Below are 16,083 nucleotides of genomic sequence, written 5' to 3' on the forward strand. Positions count from 1 at the left end.
TGTATAGGTTTATTAAAATTTCTGATTATTTCACTGTACGTTCCTGTTCCAACTGTTCATAGGATTGCTTGATTGTTGTCAGTGTTTCTACATGACGATAGATATTGTTTCCAGCAGTAACGAGTACACACAGCATGATCAAACCTATTAGCACTTTTTTACCCAACCCCTGACGAAGACCGATCACGAAGCCCCCACCGAGGAGGAAAAACGCAAAGAGATAGTGTCCTGCATACAGGTACATATCATATTGAAATACCGCCAGCCCGAAACCAACAACGATATGAAGTACAAATGCAAACAGAATGTATGGAACAAGAGTCCACACTTCCCGTTCACGGATGCCCTTGATAAACCCAGTGAGTGCCAGCAACAGGATAAAAATACCCGTGAGCTGAACATAGATTGGGTTGGAACGGGACAGATCCGTTACAAACGCTACCATGCCCGGATCAAGCAAATGCACTTTGGGAGACAATATCGGATTGATCGTTAGCAAGCTTAGAGCCTTCCAATGAACTGCAAACTGGAATGGAGTGGCATAGCTTGTTCCCCCATTTTGAATGCCAAGCAGCCAATTGCTGACCCAACTGCGACCGCCAAACGCAATATACTGGATCCCTGTCAATACCACAATGAAAGCAACGGCCAGAGCCATAATTCCGATATACTTTTTCCACCCAGACTTGTTACGCCATGTGCGCAAGTTGAAAAACATGGCGGCTGTAAACGGCACAATGTTGGTCGACGTCAGTCCGAAGTTAATGGATGCCAAGAGCGCATTCGGTATATAACGGACATCTTTCCGCTCACGGCTGTATTGCATATATAGTACAGAGAGCAGGATAACAAACTGTACATACGAATAAGAATCCGGAATCAACGCGGTAAACATCAGATACGAGCTGAAACCGAACATTAAAGCGAAAAGCAACGGTATGGTGATTGGTTTATCTTTTTGATTCAAAAACAGGAATACCAGCACAACCGAGACAGCATTCAAAAGTGATTGCAGGATTAGAAAGAACCAATTCCCACCTAGCAGTTGAGCACCTGCTCCAAGCGTAACCGCCAGAAACGAAATTAACGGATGAATAACCGAAGAACTGTTATCTCCATAATACATGGAAGGATCAAAGTTAAATATATTAAGTGGAAACTGCGTAGTACTAAATGGTGTGTATGACCCAAGAAGCTCAATATGCTCTGCAACGTACGTTACGTAGGAGCCGTTCATCAATCCGTAGAAAAGAGCAAACCCTGCAAAAAGGCAGAATGCTGTCCAATTCGTTTTGCGATTATAAAATATGTAGTCCAAAAATTTCATACATTCACATCCAGTTTCAAAATTCTAGAAAACCAATAAACACAACCCGCCCATAATACAAGCGACACCCACCCAGCGTAAAGGACCCACTGTTTCCTTAAAGGCAAAGCTCGCAATGATGAGTGTCCACACATACGTTAGCGCATTGGCAGGCAGTACAACCGTTAACGGAAGAAATTTCAACAAAACAATGTTCAGCAGCGCACCTGTCCCATAGAATCCAAGCCCCATAAGAACATGGAGCTTTTTGCGGCTGTTGGCGTAGGCTTTCAAACCTGCTCCTCCCATCGCTCCACACAGGGTCATTGCGATCAGTACAGCAATCATCCAGCTATCGATCAACACTGGTCAACGTCACCCCGATTCCAAGCAGCACAACAGCGGCCAGCTTCTGCACCGAAATTTCTTCACCTAGCAAAAAGTATCCATAGATCAGCGCAAACACGTAGCTGGCACACATCAAAGGATAGGCTACAGACAGCTTTTCCAAAGCAAAAGCCTTAATCATCAAAATCGCACCCAGTCCATAACACAGAAAGCCGATGCCCAGATAGATCCACTCGGTCAGACCCCATTTCCAGAACAATTGGCCTGTCGCTGTAAGAAAAGCGGAGACCAGCATCAACAGTTTGCCTGTGTGACGCCCTTTTATTTCCCCCACGTTAATGCCTCCATCTCTGGTACTCGCTTGTTAATAAAGTACCGCTGACTCACTAGCTGCATGACTGGAAGATCGGATAAGGAGTCGGAGTAGGAGCAGGACTGTTCATAATCAATCATCATCTTTTTCTCTTCCAGATAGGCCTGAATTCGGCGAACCTTTTCATCGCCTTTGCAATTGCTGCCTTCAATTCTACAGGTATAGCCATTCGAGTGACGAACCAAATCGGTACCAATGACATGATCCACCCAGGGAAAGTTTTTAAAATATTTCATATAGGCATGCGGAGATGCAGTTACGAGTAACACATGGTATCCCGCTTCCTTACGGTGCTGCATCTCAACACTTGCCTCGGTAAAAATGGCAGTACGCAGTCGAGTGTCAAAAAAATGCTCCAGATCTTTTTCGGTCATGCGCTCAATGCTTTTGAAATAGGAACGTTTGACACGTTCAACGGTCATCAGACCTGCTTTGAACAGCGCCGTATGAAATGCAATTACAGGTAATCTCCATACCTGCCATGGGTAACGCCTAACACCGTAATGCACAAACTGAAACATGGAATCTCTGCGTATAATCGTTTTATCAATATCAAAGATGGCGACTTTCGTGCTTTTCACCCTGATCCCCCTCTACCTTCCAGACTCTAACGTTTATTCAAAAATAGCAAAAATCAAAATAACACTTATGACATACAAAATGACCGTGATCAAGATGGGCTTGTCCTCAAACAAAACTCGATCTGGCGAGCCACCTTGGTTCTTCATATGAATCAGATACAGATAACGGAACATGCCGTATATGACCAAAGGAATCGTCCACATAAGATGAATGGTGCGGTCGGAGGTGAATGTAAATAGCGAATAGCTGATAATGGTCGCCGTTGTGACAATGGTATTGAACTGATCCAATAACGTAATCGAGTAGTTATCCAATACTTTACGGTGCGAGCCGGTATTTCCCTCAAGCAGAGTGAGTTCATTCCTCCGTTTGCCTATGGCCAGGAACAAGGACAGCAGCATCGTACAAATGAGGAACCACGGCGTAAATGGTACATGGATCAGCACACCACCGGCAATCGCACGAAGCACAAATCCAGCCGCAATGGTCATCATATCCAAAATAACGAGATGTTTCAGTACAAATGAGTACGACACATTCAGAAGGAAATAAACAATACATAACACTCCGAATAACGGGTTCATCACGAAGGCTGTCCCGACGGAAAGAATCAACAACAGAATTCCAAACAGCAAGGCGTGAGCCGGATTGACCTGTCCAGAAGCAAGAGGACGGAACATTTTCACCGGATGCTGACGATCTCTGTCGCGATCTACATAATCGTTTAAAATATAAACGCAGCCTGCAACCAGGCTAAATAAAATAAAACCTAGCAAAGTCGATAGAATGGTCTCCGTCCGAATTTCCTCAAAAGAAAAAATCAGTGCGGCAAATAATAGCACATTTTTGGTCCACTGTTTTGGCCTCAATAGTTTGAATAAACCTGTGATGGTACTACTCGTTCCTGCAGCAGGGGATGACACCGTATTGGTACGTGATGATAACAATTTCCATAACTCCCTTCAAAAGCAACTTCTGACTAAATACATAACGTAAAGATTTAATCATATGTTGCTTGTATAATTTTGTAAAGGGATTACAGGAAGAATTTATATATTTTTGCATAAAAAAAGAGACCGTTTCCGGCCTCTTCTTCCTTTACATTACATCATTATGATTATGTGAATTTAAATTAAAATTCGAATTGCACGTCGCTCAGGCGGCGTTTAATTTCAGCGATAACACGTTTCTCTTCCTCTTCCCCTTTAGCTTCAAAGGTAACGGAGAAACGAACAAAGTTACCGGCATCATCCCAAGGCACCGAAGAGATCAGTTTCTCACGGATCAGGAACTGGGAGAAGTCTTCGCCGGATTCAAAGCGGCGTCCACCTTCAATACCTTTTGGAGCTTCAACATACAGGAAGAAGGAGCCTTTAGGCTTCTCAGCCTGGAAGCCCAGCTCATTCAGTGCAGCTACCAGCAGATCGTGACGACGAGAATATTTCTCGGCGATTTTTTCCGTGATTTCCGGGTGGTTCAATCCGTAAGCAGCTGCCTTTTGGATCGCGATGAACTGACCGGAGTCATTGTTGTCTTTCACGTCGCTGAATGCTTTGACAACGAGCGGGTTACCTGCTACAAAACCGATTCTCCAGCCTGTCATGTTGTAGGACTTGGACAGGGAGTGCAATTCAACGCCTACATCCTTCGCACCAGGTACAGACAGGAAGCTGAATGGTTTTTTGCCGTCATATGTCAGTGCAGCGTATGGAGCATCGTGTACAACAACTACGCTATATTTTTTCGCCCATTCAACCACTTCCGTAAAGAACTCAACCGTTGCGCTCGCACCCGTTGGGTTATTTGGATAGTTCAGATAGAGCAGCTTCGCACGTTTCGCGATATCCTCCGGAATGGCCGTCAGGTCAGGCAGGAAGTTGTTCTCCTTGGTCAATTGGATGTTGAATACTTCGCCACCCAGATATTTGGTGTGTGTACCCATAACCGGGTACCCAGGCACCGTCATAATCGTTACATCACCTGGATTAATGAAGCAAGAAGGCATCATAGCCAAAGCTGGCTTAGAACCGATGGAATGCACGATTTCAGTTGAAGGATCGATACCTTCGACATTAAATACATTTTTCAGATAAGCCGCTGCTGCTTCCTTGAATTCGGGAATACCGTTATCCGCATAACCACGGTTTTCGGGTTTGGAGGCTTGCTCCGCCAATTCAGCGACGATACCTGCATCGGCCATCTCATCCGGCTCACCTACGCCGAGGTCAATCAATTCTACATTGGGAAAATCTTTTTTAGCCGAAGCTTTGGCACGTTTGATTTTCTCGAATTTATAGATGTTCGTGTCTTTACCATAGTTGGAGCCGCCAATACGGTCGGCAAAATTAGTCTGAATGTACGTTTCCTGATATTTATCAATACTCATGGTTTTGTTCATCTCCTCATTTGACGCAAATTTCTACACTTAAATATGAAGCATTTGCGCGTTCAAAACCATGGACAAATGTTCCGAACATTTGTACTTTCACGAGCTGTCAGCGGCTGCGTAATGAGGCCAGCACATCTTCCATATCCTGCGGAAGTGGAGCTGTAAATTCAAGATATTCTCCGGTGGTCGGATGAACAAAGCCAAGAATCGCGGCATGCAGAGCCTGCCCCTGCATTTTGATCCCTTTGTTACGTCCATACGTCGGATCTCCAACAAGCGGATGACCAATGAACTTCATGTGAACACGAATTTGGTGCGTACGTCCTGTCTCCAGTTTCAACTCCAACAGGGTATAGTCATTTATACGCTCCGTGACGGTAAAATGCGTGACGGCATGTTTACTGTTACGTTCGGTAACAGTGTACATTTTGCGATCATTGGTGTCTCGTCCAATTGGCGCATCAATGGTACCCTGATCATGACTAAGATGGCCATGAACGAGTGCAATGTATCGTCTATTCACACTATGTTCTTTGAGTTGGGCTGCCAGCGAAGCATGGGCTCGGTCATTTTTTGCAGCCATGATCAGGCCGGATGTGTCCTTATCAATCCGATGCACAATGCCGGGACGCAACTCTCCGTTAATGCCTGAGAGATCCTTGCAATGATACATCAGAGCATTAACGAGTGTTCCAGACGTATGCCCTGGTGCAGGATGTACAACAAGGCCGCGCTGTTTGTTAATAACGATCAAATCACTATCTTCATATACCACGTCAAGCGGAATATCTTCAGCAATGATCTCCACCGTTGCCGGCTCAGGAATTTGGAGTTCTATCAGATCACCTTCGGATAATTTGGCGTTTGCTTTGACTTTAGCCCCGTTTACCGTTACGAACCCGTCTCCAATCCACAATTGAACTTGGGACCGCGATACGTTATCCATGGATTCTGTAATATATTTGTCAATTCGTTCTTTCTTATGTTCTGCAGCAACCGTCCATTCCATACGGTCATTGTCATTCAGCAGGAGCTCATCGTCATGTGTTGACATGTCTCCGTTAGTCTGATCTTCATTTTGCGTTTTACTCATGATGTTCATTCCCTTCGATCTTTGCGGCTGCTTTTTCGCGCCGTCCTTCAAGCAACGTTTCCACAATGATCAGTACCACTCCGATACAGATGGCCGAGTCGGCTATGTTGAAAATGGGAAACGTGTAGCTTCCAAAATTAAGCTGAATAAAATCGACAACTTCTCCGGTCAAAGCCCGATCCAGAAAATTACCAATCGCTCCGCCAAGCACCAAACTAAGCGCCACAGGCAGCAATTTGTGCGGAGTATCTTTTACTTTTTGCAAATACCACACCAAAGCCACCACGACAACCAGGGTAACCACAATAAAGAACCAGCGTTGATCCTGCAAAATACCAAAAGCTGCACCTGAGTTGCGATGTGATGTGATGACAAAGAAATTGCCAATCACCGGAATTTCATCTCTAAGTTCCATCCGGGTTGCTATGAGGAACTTCGTTCCCTGATCCACTAAAAATACGATAAAAGCGAGGATATAATACACCACGTTTGTTTGTCACTCCGTTCTTGTCTTTTCCAAACGATACCAGGCCTAACGCCAGACTTGTTCATTGTAGCACAGCTGTTTGGAAATCGTCCACGACGCGTTAGTCGCTGCATGGATGGCAAAAACGATAACATTTCCCTTCTGTAATTGTGCACGAAATGGTACATCCTACAACAGAGTCAAAAACCGGAGTTCACAAGGAACAGAAAGGGGAAAACGATGTCACATTTCACTGCCAAACAACTGCAATTGTTACGTTCCCAACTGATAACCGAAAAGCGTGATATTGAACATAGACTGGAGCAAAACGAACATTATGGTCTTGGTGACTCCATGAAGCTCCAGACAGGTGAATTATCACCGATTGACAACCATCCCGGTGATGTAGCTACCGAGATGTATGAACGCGAAAAGGATATTTCACTGCTGGAGCATGATGAATTTCAACTGGAGCGCATTGATTCTGCCCTGCATTCCATTGAAGAAGGCCATTATGGGACTTGTGCCGTATGTCAACAGCCTATCCCCTATGAGCGCATGCAAGCTGTTCCATACACCAAATACTGCAAAAAACATCAACCGGAAACCGTTGTCTCCGAAAATCGCCCAGTCGAGGAAGAATTCCTCGCTCCAGCCTTTGGCCGCACTAGCCTGGATGAACGTGATGACCAGAACGGCTTCGACGGCGAAGATGCATGGCAGATCGTTGAAAGCTGGGGCACCTCCAACACGCCGGCCATGGCAGAGGGACGGGACATCGACAGTTACGACGTCATGGCGATTGAAGCCACAGATGAAGTGGAAGGGTGCGTTGAGGCGTATGAGAGCTTTGTCGCAACCGACATTTATGGTCACGATGTGTCCATCGTACGCAATCGGCAATATCGACAGTACCTGGAGAACCGTGAAGGCGATGGTCTGTTAGAACCGGATATGGAACCAGACGATTCGTATTAAGCGCACGGGACAACTAATACGTGTTCAACTCCAGTTGTCGTTGCACAATCCGCACAATATCTGCGATGTAATCACCCACAATGGGCAGATTAAGCGCGCCAAGCACTTGTAACACGTAAATGATCGTTGCTGCAAAAAAAGTGAAACCGATGGCAATCCCCACGCCCCTTGCTGCACCAGACAACAAATTAAGTCCGATCAGTTTCCACGGCCGGTTCAACAACTCTGTATACTGTGCGATTCGTGAACGTTCGAGTTCATTGGCGATCCGGTTAGTGAGCTTGTGAAGTTCTTCAATCTTGTCCTCCGCTTTCTTGGAATGCGTGGATTCTGAACTAGATGGCGATTGGGTATCATGTTCGTTCATAAATTTACTCAGTTCCTTTGATGTATATAGAGTGTCTGCACAATAGAAATCATTGCCCATTTGCAGAAAAACCAAACGAGCCAAGATACAGGATTCATCTCCTACATCTGAGGCTCGTTGGCATATCTGTCTCTATATTCTGTCCTATTTGAAATGGAGTTACTCTGTCTCCGTTAAGTCTGGGATAACTGCTCATTCCCAAAGGAACGCTTTACGTATGAAATACTCTATTATCCCTCGATATATACGCCGAAAGTTTTACCTCCAGCTTCAATGCGCTCCATTGATTCGTTCGTACCGAAGGTTACTTCGGTTACGAGAACATTATCACGCAGCACGTCATCAAAGGATTGAATCGCTTCTTGGAGAGACGGGTCCACATCCAAGGTTAAACGTACTCTTTTCTCAATCGGGAGATCGAGCTTCTTCCGCGTGTCTTGTACTGCACGAATGACTTCACGGACCCAGCCTTCCTGCTCAAGCTCTTTTGTGATTTCAGTATTGAGAGCCACTGTCAGACCATAACCAGATGCCGATGCAAAACCGGATTTGGCTTGTTTCTCTACCAGTAGTTCTTCATCCGTCACTTGCAGCTCTTCGCCTTCCGGAGATACGACGTTCAGGACGCCTTCTGTCACCACTTTACGTGTCTCATCCGCAGACATTCCCTTGAAAAAGTTTTGCAGGAAGCCTACATTTTTACCGTATTTTTTACCCGCTACTTTCAGATTCAGCTTCAATGTAAAATCAACGAATTCCGCATCATTATGCTCGGTACGGATACCTTTGACATTGATCTCATCCTTGATGATCTCTTCATAACTCGCCAGATCGAAGCCTTTATCCAGAGAAACGATTAACTCGGACAATGGCTGCCGTGTTTTGATCCCTGTTTCGTTACGAACGTTACGGGCAAGCTCAACAACTCGGCGTGCTGTCTCCATATCCTGCTCCAGATCCAGATCAATCAGGGATTCATTGGCAACTGGATAGTCATCCATGTGTACACTCTCGCCAGTAGTCAGATTCAGATAGATGTCTTCTGCAAGCATCGGTGTGAACGGAGCCACCAGCTTGGCTGTAGTCACCAGTACTTCGGTAAGTGTACGATATGCGTCCAGTTTGTCTTCTGTCAATCCGCTGCCCCAGAAACGATCACGGGAACGACGGATGTACCAGTTACTGAGTTCATCCACAAATGCTTCAATCGCTTTGGAAGAGTTCAGATAGTCATTAACCGCCAGCGCTTTTTCCACTACGAGGATCAGGCTGTTCAGTCTCGACAGAATCCAGCGATCCAGCTTGTGTGCAGACAGTTTGAACGGATGCTCCTGTGGATCAAATCCATCAATGGTAGCATACAGCGTCATGAATGCATGGGTGTTGACCAGCGTATCCACCATTTTGGATTTGGCTTCGGCCACAATGCCCTTGGAGAAACGTTTGCTGTTCCATGGTGCGCTGTCAGACAACAAAGCCCAGCGGAATGCATCTGTACCGTACTCTTCGATAACTTCCCAAGGATCGATAACGTTACCTTTGGATTTGGACATCTTCTGTCCGTTCTCATCGAGAACGTGGCCTGTTGCCATCACTGCTTTATAAGGCGCTTTGCCTGTGAGAAGCGTAGATACCGCCAGCAAGCTGTAGAACCAGCCGCGTGTCTGGTCAATCCCTTCACAGATCATGTCAGCCGGATATTGCTGTTCAAATGTTTCTTTATTTTCAAATGGATAGTGCTGTTGGGCAAACGGCATGGAGCCGCTGTCGAACCAGACATCGATCACTTCTGGTGTACGTTTCATTTCATATTTGCCACAAGAACTCATGACTTTGACGTCATCTACATACGGCTTATGCAGTTCCAGATTCTCAGGCACATCGCCAATCGCACGAGCACGCAGCTCAGCGATACTATGAGGAGCGAATTGTTCGCCCGTCTCTTCACATACCCAGATGTTCAGCGGCGTTCCCCAATAACGGTCACGGCTGATATTCCAATCCACGAGGTCTTCAAGGAACTTTCCGAAGCGCCCGTCACGAACGTGGCCCGGATACCAGTCCACTTCACTGTTGTTGGCAATCAACTGATCCTTGATGGCCGTGGTTTGGATAAACCAGCTGTCCATTGCATAGTACAGAAGTGGTGTATCACAACGCCAGCAGAACGGATAGCTGTGCTCATATTTTTCTTTGCTGAACAAACGTCCTTTTTCCGACAGGTATCTGACGATATCAATATCGCAATCCTTCACAAAACGTCCGGCAAAATCAGTTACCTGTGGGACAAACTTGCCTTCCAGGTCCACCATGTTCACAAAGCTGATGCCATTCTCACGACATACACGATAGTCATCCTCACCATGTGCAGGTGCCATGTGTACAATCCCTGTACCACTTGCATCGGTTACAAAGCCTGCGCCGAGGATGATGTTTGCTTTCTCAGCCTGCACGTAGTTGAACGGAGGATCATACGTTTTGCCAACCAGGTCAGAACCTTTCAGGGCGCCGATGATTTCATACTCACCTTTGGCGTCTTTCATAACTTTCTCAACCAGATTGGTCGCCATGATATACACTTCGTTGTCCTGACGAACACGGGAGTAGTCCATATCCGGATTCACGGCAAGCGCAACGTGTGAAGGCAATGTCCAAGGCGTCGTCGTCCAGGCAAGCACGAATTCGCCGCTGTCATCCAGCTTGAATTTGGCCGTAGCACTGAGGTCTTTGACGTCCTTGTACCCTTGTGCAACTTCATGGGAACTGAGTGTAGTCTGACAAGACGGACAGTAAGGACTTACACGGTGACCCCGATACAGCAGGCCTTTTTCATGAATTGTTGCCAGGATGTTCCACACACTTTCGATGTAGTTGTTGTCGAGTGTGATGTATGGGTTATCCATATCTGTCCAGTAGCCGATACCTTCTGTCAGATCGCGCCATTGCTGTTCGTATTCGAACACGCTCGCTTTACATTCGTTAATGAATTTCTCCACACCGTAATCTTCGATTTCCCACTTGTGGGAGATGCCCAGCTTTTTCTGAACACCCAGCTCTACAGGCAGACCGTGTGTATCCCATCCTGCTTTACGAACGACGCGGTATCCCTTCATCGTGTTATAGCGTCCCACGAAATCCTTGATTACCCGTCCCAGTACGTGACCGATATGCGGTTTACCGTTGGCTGTAGGCGGTCCCTCGTAAAATACGAAGTTCGGCTTGCCTTCCCGGTTTTCGATGGATCTTTTGAATGTATTCTCAGTTTTCCATTTGTTTAACACGCGTAGTTCTCTGGCACGTGCTTTTTCTTTGACGTCTACTCGTTGCATGATGATCATCTCTTCCTTTCAGCTGTGTTAAATTGTGGACCGTCCACAAAAAGCGTTTCAATCCCCCTAAATCCCCCTTGCCAAGGGGGACCCCATAGGCGCTCCGCCCTCTGGACACCCGGAATGTGTTGTCTTTGGCGGGATTGCGGCGGACTTTGCGAAGGTGTGTATGTTGGAGTCGGCCCTTTTGCGGCTGTCCCCTCCGGGAACGCCGCCGGGCCTTACTACGTGGGGGAGTTGCCGGACGCTTCGCTCTTCCGGCGGTCGGCTCTCTCCTTGAGGTCCCTTCGGGCCTCATGGACGCTCGCCTTGGTGAGGCCCGGTGCCGGACGCTTCGCTCCTCCGGCGGGGCGGCTCTCTCCTTGAGGTCCCTTCGGGCCTCATGCACGTTCGCCCTGGCGAAAACACGCTGCCGGACGCTTCGCTCCTCCGGCGGGGTGGCTCTCTCCTTGAGGTCCCTTCGGGCCTCATGTACGTTCGCCCTGGCGAAAACACGCTGCCGGACGCTTCGCTCCTCCGGCGGTCGGCTCTCTCCTTGAGGTCCCTTCGGGCCTCATGCACGTTCGCTTCTTTTTGGACACAAAAAAAGCCTCATCCCTGGAAAGGGACGAGGCTGTGCTCGCGTTACCACCCTAATTCTGTTCATCACAAACCACATCCAATACAAGCTGGGTATGTTCTGTCATCAACAGCACTTATGCCCCGCTAAACTACCGCAGGGTGCCAATATAACGTTTGGCTTACGGTTTCGCTTACACACGGCAATTTGTTCACCGCTTCAGCGTCACTTCTCCGGGGAGATATTCGGCTATAACTCATCCATTGGCTTGCACCAGATCGCCAACTCTCTGAGGGATGAGATCATAACGTACTGAACCCGTCATGGAATCACTATTCATTATGAATATAGTTATAGCCTCTTTACAGGTAAAAGTCAACCGGGCGGATAAACTAATAAATTTCTTTCATTTCCCGCTCACGATCACGGACTTCCTGCTCCCGGCTCTCCAGCGCTTCCCAGCCGTCCTGCGACAACAGTTCAAGCTGCGCTTCCACAAGTGTACGGAAACGGGCACGATAGATGGATGCCTGCTTTTTCAGTTCTTCTACTTCCAAAGCAATTTTACGTGATTTAGACAAAGACTCATTTACGATCCGGTCCGCATTTTTCTCCGCTTCCTTCACGATCAACTGTGCCTCTTTTTTGGCATTGCTCTTCACATCATCGGCAGCTTCCTGCGCGATAATAATGGTTTTGCTGAGCGTCTCTTCAATCGTTGCAAAATGATCAAGCTTCTCCTGAACGGACAGCAGCTGATTGCTCAGCTCTTTGTTCTCGCGAATGACGCCTTCGTAATCTTTGATGACTTGATCCAGGAATTCATTGACTTCATCCTCGTCATACCCGCGTAAGCGTCGGGAAAATTCCTTGTTGTGTATGTCCAGCGGCGTTAATGGCATGCTGTCCACCTCCTGTAAAAGTTCCTTCCCGTACCGAGAAGGTTTGCAGCATATGGGTTCCACCCAAGGGGCCGTATGTGTGATGCCCAATCCTGGCAACTAATACGGAATGCAGGATCAGACTTTGATCCTTGGCAGTCATATCAACCTTAACACTTCAATGTATATCGGAAACACCGAATGTTTTTTGCACCTTTATCTTAAACATTTCGACAAGAAAGCAGGTTTTCCTGCAACACACTTAGGCAAATTTGCCGATTTTCACGCGGCAGCGTCCCTTTTTGGTCAACCCATCCTGTTCCAGTACCTTGAATCGACCAAAACCCTGAATGGATACCACATCCCCAGCTTTCAGCGATTTGGACGGATCTTCCTCCACTTTCCAGTTCACACGACAACGACCAGCCTTAATCGGAACCAACACCTTGCTGCGACTAAGCCGATACACATCTGCACAGATTCCATCCAGACGAAGGGAAGCGACCGTGATGTCCATGATCTCCAGTTTGCTCTCGGACCATTTCATTTGGTCCAATTCCAATAGCTCCGTAAATACATGTACCCGGTGCACCTGATTCAGTTGAAGCGATAAAAAAGCGCCGGTTTCCGACGCCACCACAGTATGGCACCCGTCCTCCAGCACTTGAATATCACCGATCTTGCCACGTTTCATGCCAAGCCCGAGCAGGGCACCCATATAGTCCCCATGCTCCAGCTCCTTGATCTTCTGATCGTCAGATGTAATGCTCATCACCTGCATACCCATATCTTCATCATCCAGATATCGATAATCCGGTGCAATCAGCGCACGTTTGCGTTCAGCGGCTTCATAACCGCCATCCAGACGGATCTGTACATCATCTCGACGGTTGACAAGTGTTTGTAAAATAAAGACCTGTCTCGGATCAAGAAAGTCAGTTAGCTTCATGTCATGAAGCTTGCCTGCACGTTCAATCCAGTCTGAGGCTTTATCCACAAAATCCCGCTCGTCGTGACTAAAATGCTCGTATATTTCACCGCTCATCTATGTTCACCCTACCCTAATATACCAAATACCGGAGTATGGAGATCAGCCCATTAAGCGCGAGTTGAAGAACAATCAACGCCACAATCGGGGAAATATCCAACATACCGAACAAAGGCGGAATAAATCGACGGAAAGGACTCAGGTAAGGTTCCACTAACTTGCCCAGCCATTCACCGATGAAGCTCTCCCGTGCGTTGGGAAGCCATGACATCAATATGTAGACAATGACCATGTAAAAATAAATCTGGTATAGCGTATACAACACAACTTCAATCTGTTGCAAAAGCGGCTCACCTCATTCTGTTATAATCTTGCTCGCTGTCAGCCAGTATTTCCGTAATTGCTCCCTGAATTTCAACCGTATCTGGCGTACAGAGAAAAATGTTACCGCCAATTTTTGAAATACCGCCGCCCAGTGCATACACTGTGCCGCTCAAGAAATCAATAACGCGCAGTGCCTGATCCTGACGCACCCGTTGCAGGTTAACCACAACCGTACGATGGGAGCGCAGATGGTCAGCAATCTCCTGAGCTTCGTCATACGAACGCGGTTCATAAAGGACAACTTTAACATTTTTCTGGGAATGAATGCTCACCACATTATTCCCCCTTTGGTTTCTACGTTTATCGAGACTTGAGGTTTCAGCTTCCTGCTGGTCAGATTCATTTTCCTCTTGTGCCGCCAGCCGCTCACGTTCCACAATTTCTTCCTCTTCCTGAAGCCCGAGGAAATTCATAAATTTATTCATTACGCCCATCGTGAACCCTCCTCTTTTCCTACGAGAATCGATCCCAGTCGAACCCAGGTTGCCCCTTCTTCAATCGCCACTTCAAAATCATTGGACATGCCCATCGACAGCTCAGTCAATGGCTCTTCTGTCAACGCTTGTCCATTCAAATGGTCTCTAAGCTCACGCAGACCGCGAAATACGGGACGGGTTAGCTCCGGATTTTCCTCATGAGGTGCCATGGTCATCAAGCCGATAACCTTCAGGTTGTTAAACGAACGGATTTCATTTAAAAAAGAACTCACCTGTTCAGGCTGCAAGCCATATTTGCTCTCTTCACCTGAAATATTTACCTGCATAAGCGTTTGCACCTGTATGCCAAGAGAAGCGGCCTTTTTATCCAATTCCTTCGCCAGTGACAAACGATCCAGTGAATGAATGTAACGAAATTTACCGATGACGTCCTTCACCTTATTCGTCTGTAAATGACCGATAAAATGCCAGATACCCTGCCCGCCGAATGCTTCCCATTTGGCCTGTGCATCCTGCCAGCGATTTTCTCCAATATGCTCAAGACCGCAGTCCAGCACAGATCCCGTCGTTTCAAGTGAGACATATTTCGTGACAGCAATCACATTTACATCCTCACGTTGACGTCCACTGCGCTGACATGCGGCTTCGATCTTCTGATTTACCTGTTGTATACGCTCCTCCAAAGACACAGAGGGTCACCTCTCTTCCAGCCCAATCCAGCTCGCCATTCTCCCGGTTATGCCATTTTCTTTACGATATGAGAAAAATAGCTCGGGATTGCAGCTTGTACACCAAGTTGTACATTCGATATGATCCGGCAATATTCCTGCTTTCATCATAATGTGTCGATTGCATTCTTTCAAGTTTAACATCGTTTTACCGTTTCCGGCCGACTGATATACTTGGTTTGAAGCAGAATTCCTGTATTCATCATTACCCGGGGACTGGTCCAGCCAAACCCGTACATGCTTCATGACTGCTTCATCCACTTCATAACAGCAATCCCCAATTGAGGGACCAATTGCAGCATGGATATCCTGTCTGCGGCTTCCATATTCCCTCTCCAACGTTTCGACCATCGACTCTGCTATACCAGCAACTGTACCTTTCCATCCGGCATGAGCAAGCCCCACTGCTTGTCGCACAGGATCATAGAAATAGAGGGGCACACAATCTGCATAAAAAGAAGTCAGCAGTACACCCGGGACGTTCGTGACCAATCCATCCGTATCCTGCAAAGCAGACTGTCGATCCAACAATCCTCTTCCTCTGTCTTCCGTTGTAATTACCGCGACATGTTTGCCATGCACCTGTTCACCACAAGTCCATGATTCCAAGGAAAAACCCAGCTTTTCAGCCACAAGTTTACGATTTTTCAATACATCTTCCGGATCATCACCCACGTGATAAGCACAGTTGAGACTGGCATAAGGAGTGCTTCCAACCCCTCCCTGCCTTGTCGTGAAACCGGCTTTCATGTGCTCAAATCGTTGTTTCCATGGCTCCACATATAATAACAACGGGTCAGGACCCATATTGGAATTCTGGTTACCTGACCGTTCGCTTATTTCCTGATCCAACATAAATGGCTCCATTATCTCAC

Annotated in this window: 17 protein-coding genes and 1 other annotated feature; of the genes, 1 reads left to right on the top strand and 16 read right to left on the bottom strand. The window is 47.0% G+C overall.

From position 1 onward, the window contains the following. Positions 1-25: 25 nt before the first annotated feature. The 8 genes from JNUCC31_RS04580 to lspA form a co-directional block, all read right to left on the bottom strand. Entirely contained in the window at positions 26-1,327 is a 1,302-nt protein-coding gene (locus tag JNUCC31_RS04580; protein WP_192268916.1) for a DUF6080 domain-containing protein, read from the bottom strand. 24 nt (positions 1,328-1,351) lie between these two features. Continuing rightward, positions 1,352-1,672, bottom strand: a complete 321-nt coding sequence (locus JNUCC31_RS04585; protein WP_228469512.1) for an EamA family transporter — start codon at positions 1,670-1,672, stop codon at positions 1,352-1,354. Continuing rightward, complete coding sequence (locus JNUCC31_RS04590; protein WP_192272739.1) at positions 1,659-1,949, bottom strand: EamA family transporter; 291 nt, start codon at positions 1,947-1,949, stop codon at positions 1,659-1,661. The genes JNUCC31_RS04585 and JNUCC31_RS04590 overlap by 14 nt, the downstream gene beginning before the upstream one ends. A gap of 26 nt (positions 1,950-1,975) precedes the next feature. After that, a complete protein-coding gene (locus JNUCC31_RS04595) occupies positions 1,976-2,608 on the bottom strand; it encodes an HAD family hydrolase (protein ID WP_192268918.1) in 633 nt (210 codons plus the stop codon). A 33-nt stretch (positions 2,609-2,641) separates the two neighbouring features. After that, positions 2,642-3,556: a decaprenyl-phosphate phosphoribosyltransferase gene (locus JNUCC31_RS04600; protein WP_416234367.1), complete on the bottom strand. Its 915-nt coding sequence runs from the start codon at positions 3,554-3,556 to the stop codon at positions 2,642-2,644. Positions 3,557-3,741: 185 nt separating this feature from the next. Continuing rightward, a complete protein-coding gene (locus JNUCC31_RS04605; protein ID WP_192268920.1) occupies positions 3,742-4,995 on the bottom strand; it encodes an LL-diaminopimelate aminotransferase in 1,254 nt (417 codons plus the stop codon). Between the two features lie 109 nt (positions 4,996-5,104). After that, on the bottom strand, positions 5,105-6,091 hold the full coding sequence (locus tag JNUCC31_RS04610; protein ID WP_192268922.1) for an RluA family pseudouridine synthase: 987 nt from the start codon (positions 6,089-6,091) through the stop codon (positions 5,105-5,107). Further along, positions 6,084-6,578: a signal peptidase II gene (gene lspA, locus JNUCC31_RS04615; protein WP_053784185.1), complete on the bottom strand. Its 495-nt coding sequence runs from the start codon at positions 6,576-6,578 to the stop codon at positions 6,084-6,086. The genes JNUCC31_RS04610 and lspA overlap by 8 nt, the downstream gene beginning before the upstream one ends. A gap of 219 nt (positions 6,579-6,797) precedes the next feature. Between lspA and JNUCC31_RS04620 the strand changes: the two genes are divergently transcribed. Next, positions 6,798-7,535: a TraR/DksA C4-type zinc finger protein gene (locus JNUCC31_RS04620; RefSeq protein ID WP_192268924.1), complete on the top strand. Its 738-nt coding sequence runs from the start codon at positions 6,798-6,800 to the stop codon at positions 7,533-7,535. A 13-nt stretch (positions 7,536-7,548) separates the two neighbouring features. On the opposite strand, the gene JNUCC31_RS04625 is transcribed toward JNUCC31_RS04620, so the two are convergent. The 8 genes from JNUCC31_RS04625 to pgeF form a co-directional block, all read right to left on the bottom strand. After that, on the bottom strand, positions 7,549-7,902 hold the full coding sequence (locus JNUCC31_RS04625; RefSeq protein WP_192272744.1) for a DUF5665 domain-containing protein: 354 nt from the start codon (positions 7,900-7,902) through the stop codon (positions 7,549-7,551). A 230-nt stretch (positions 7,903-8,132) separates the two neighbouring features. Continuing rightward, positions 8,133-11,231, bottom strand: a complete 3,099-nt coding sequence (gene ileS / locus JNUCC31_RS04630) for an isoleucine--tRNA ligase (protein WP_192268926.1) — start codon at positions 11,229-11,231, stop codon at positions 8,133-8,135. Between the two features lie 600 nt (positions 11,232-11,831). Beyond that, positions 11,832-12,124: a binding site (T-box leader), on the bottom strand. A 58-nt stretch (positions 12,125-12,182) separates the two neighbouring features. Next, the gene (locus JNUCC31_RS04635; RefSeq protein ID WP_192268928.1) at positions 12,183-12,692 is read right to left on the bottom strand and encodes a DivIVA domain-containing protein; all 510 of its coding nucleotides are present in this window, start codon (positions 12,690-12,692) and stop codon (positions 12,183-12,185) included. A 241-nt stretch (positions 12,693-12,933) separates the two neighbouring features. Next, positions 12,934-13,716 carry a YlmH family RNA-binding protein gene (locus JNUCC31_RS04640; protein ID WP_192268930.1) on the bottom strand — a complete coding sequence of 261 codons (783 nt, stop codon included), beginning with the start codon at positions 13,714-13,716 and terminating at the stop codon, positions 12,934-12,936. Positions 13,717-13,732: 16 nt separating this feature from the next. Further along, positions 13,733-14,002: a YggT family protein gene (locus JNUCC31_RS04645; protein ID WP_192268932.1), complete on the bottom strand. Its 270-nt coding sequence runs from the start codon at positions 14,000-14,002 to the stop codon at positions 13,733-13,735. A 7-nt stretch (positions 14,003-14,009) separates the two neighbouring features. After that, positions 14,010-14,477, bottom strand: coding sequence for a cell division protein SepF (locus JNUCC31_RS04650; protein WP_062326391.1), 468 nt, complete (start codon positions 14,475-14,477; stop codon positions 14,010-14,012). Further along, positions 14,468-15,169 (bottom strand): YggS family pyridoxal phosphate-dependent enzyme, encoded by a 702-nt coding sequence (locus tag JNUCC31_RS04655; protein ID WP_192268934.1) that lies wholly within the window; start codon positions 15,167-15,169, stop codon positions 14,468-14,470. Before JNUCC31_RS04655 ends, JNUCC31_RS04650 begins: the two co-directional genes overlap by 10 nt. 6 nt (positions 15,170-15,175) lie before the next feature. Continuing rightward, a complete protein-coding gene (pgeF, locus tag JNUCC31_RS04660) occupies positions 15,176-16,075 on the bottom strand; it encodes a peptidoglycan editing factor PgeF (protein WP_192268936.1) in 900 nt (299 codons plus the stop codon). Between the last annotated feature and the right edge of the window lie 8 nt (positions 16,076-16,083).

The organism is Paenibacillus sp. JNUCC-31 (genome assembly GCF_014844075.1).
Classification (GTDB): Bacteria; Bacillota; Bacilli; order Paenibacillales; family Paenibacillaceae; genus Paenibacillus.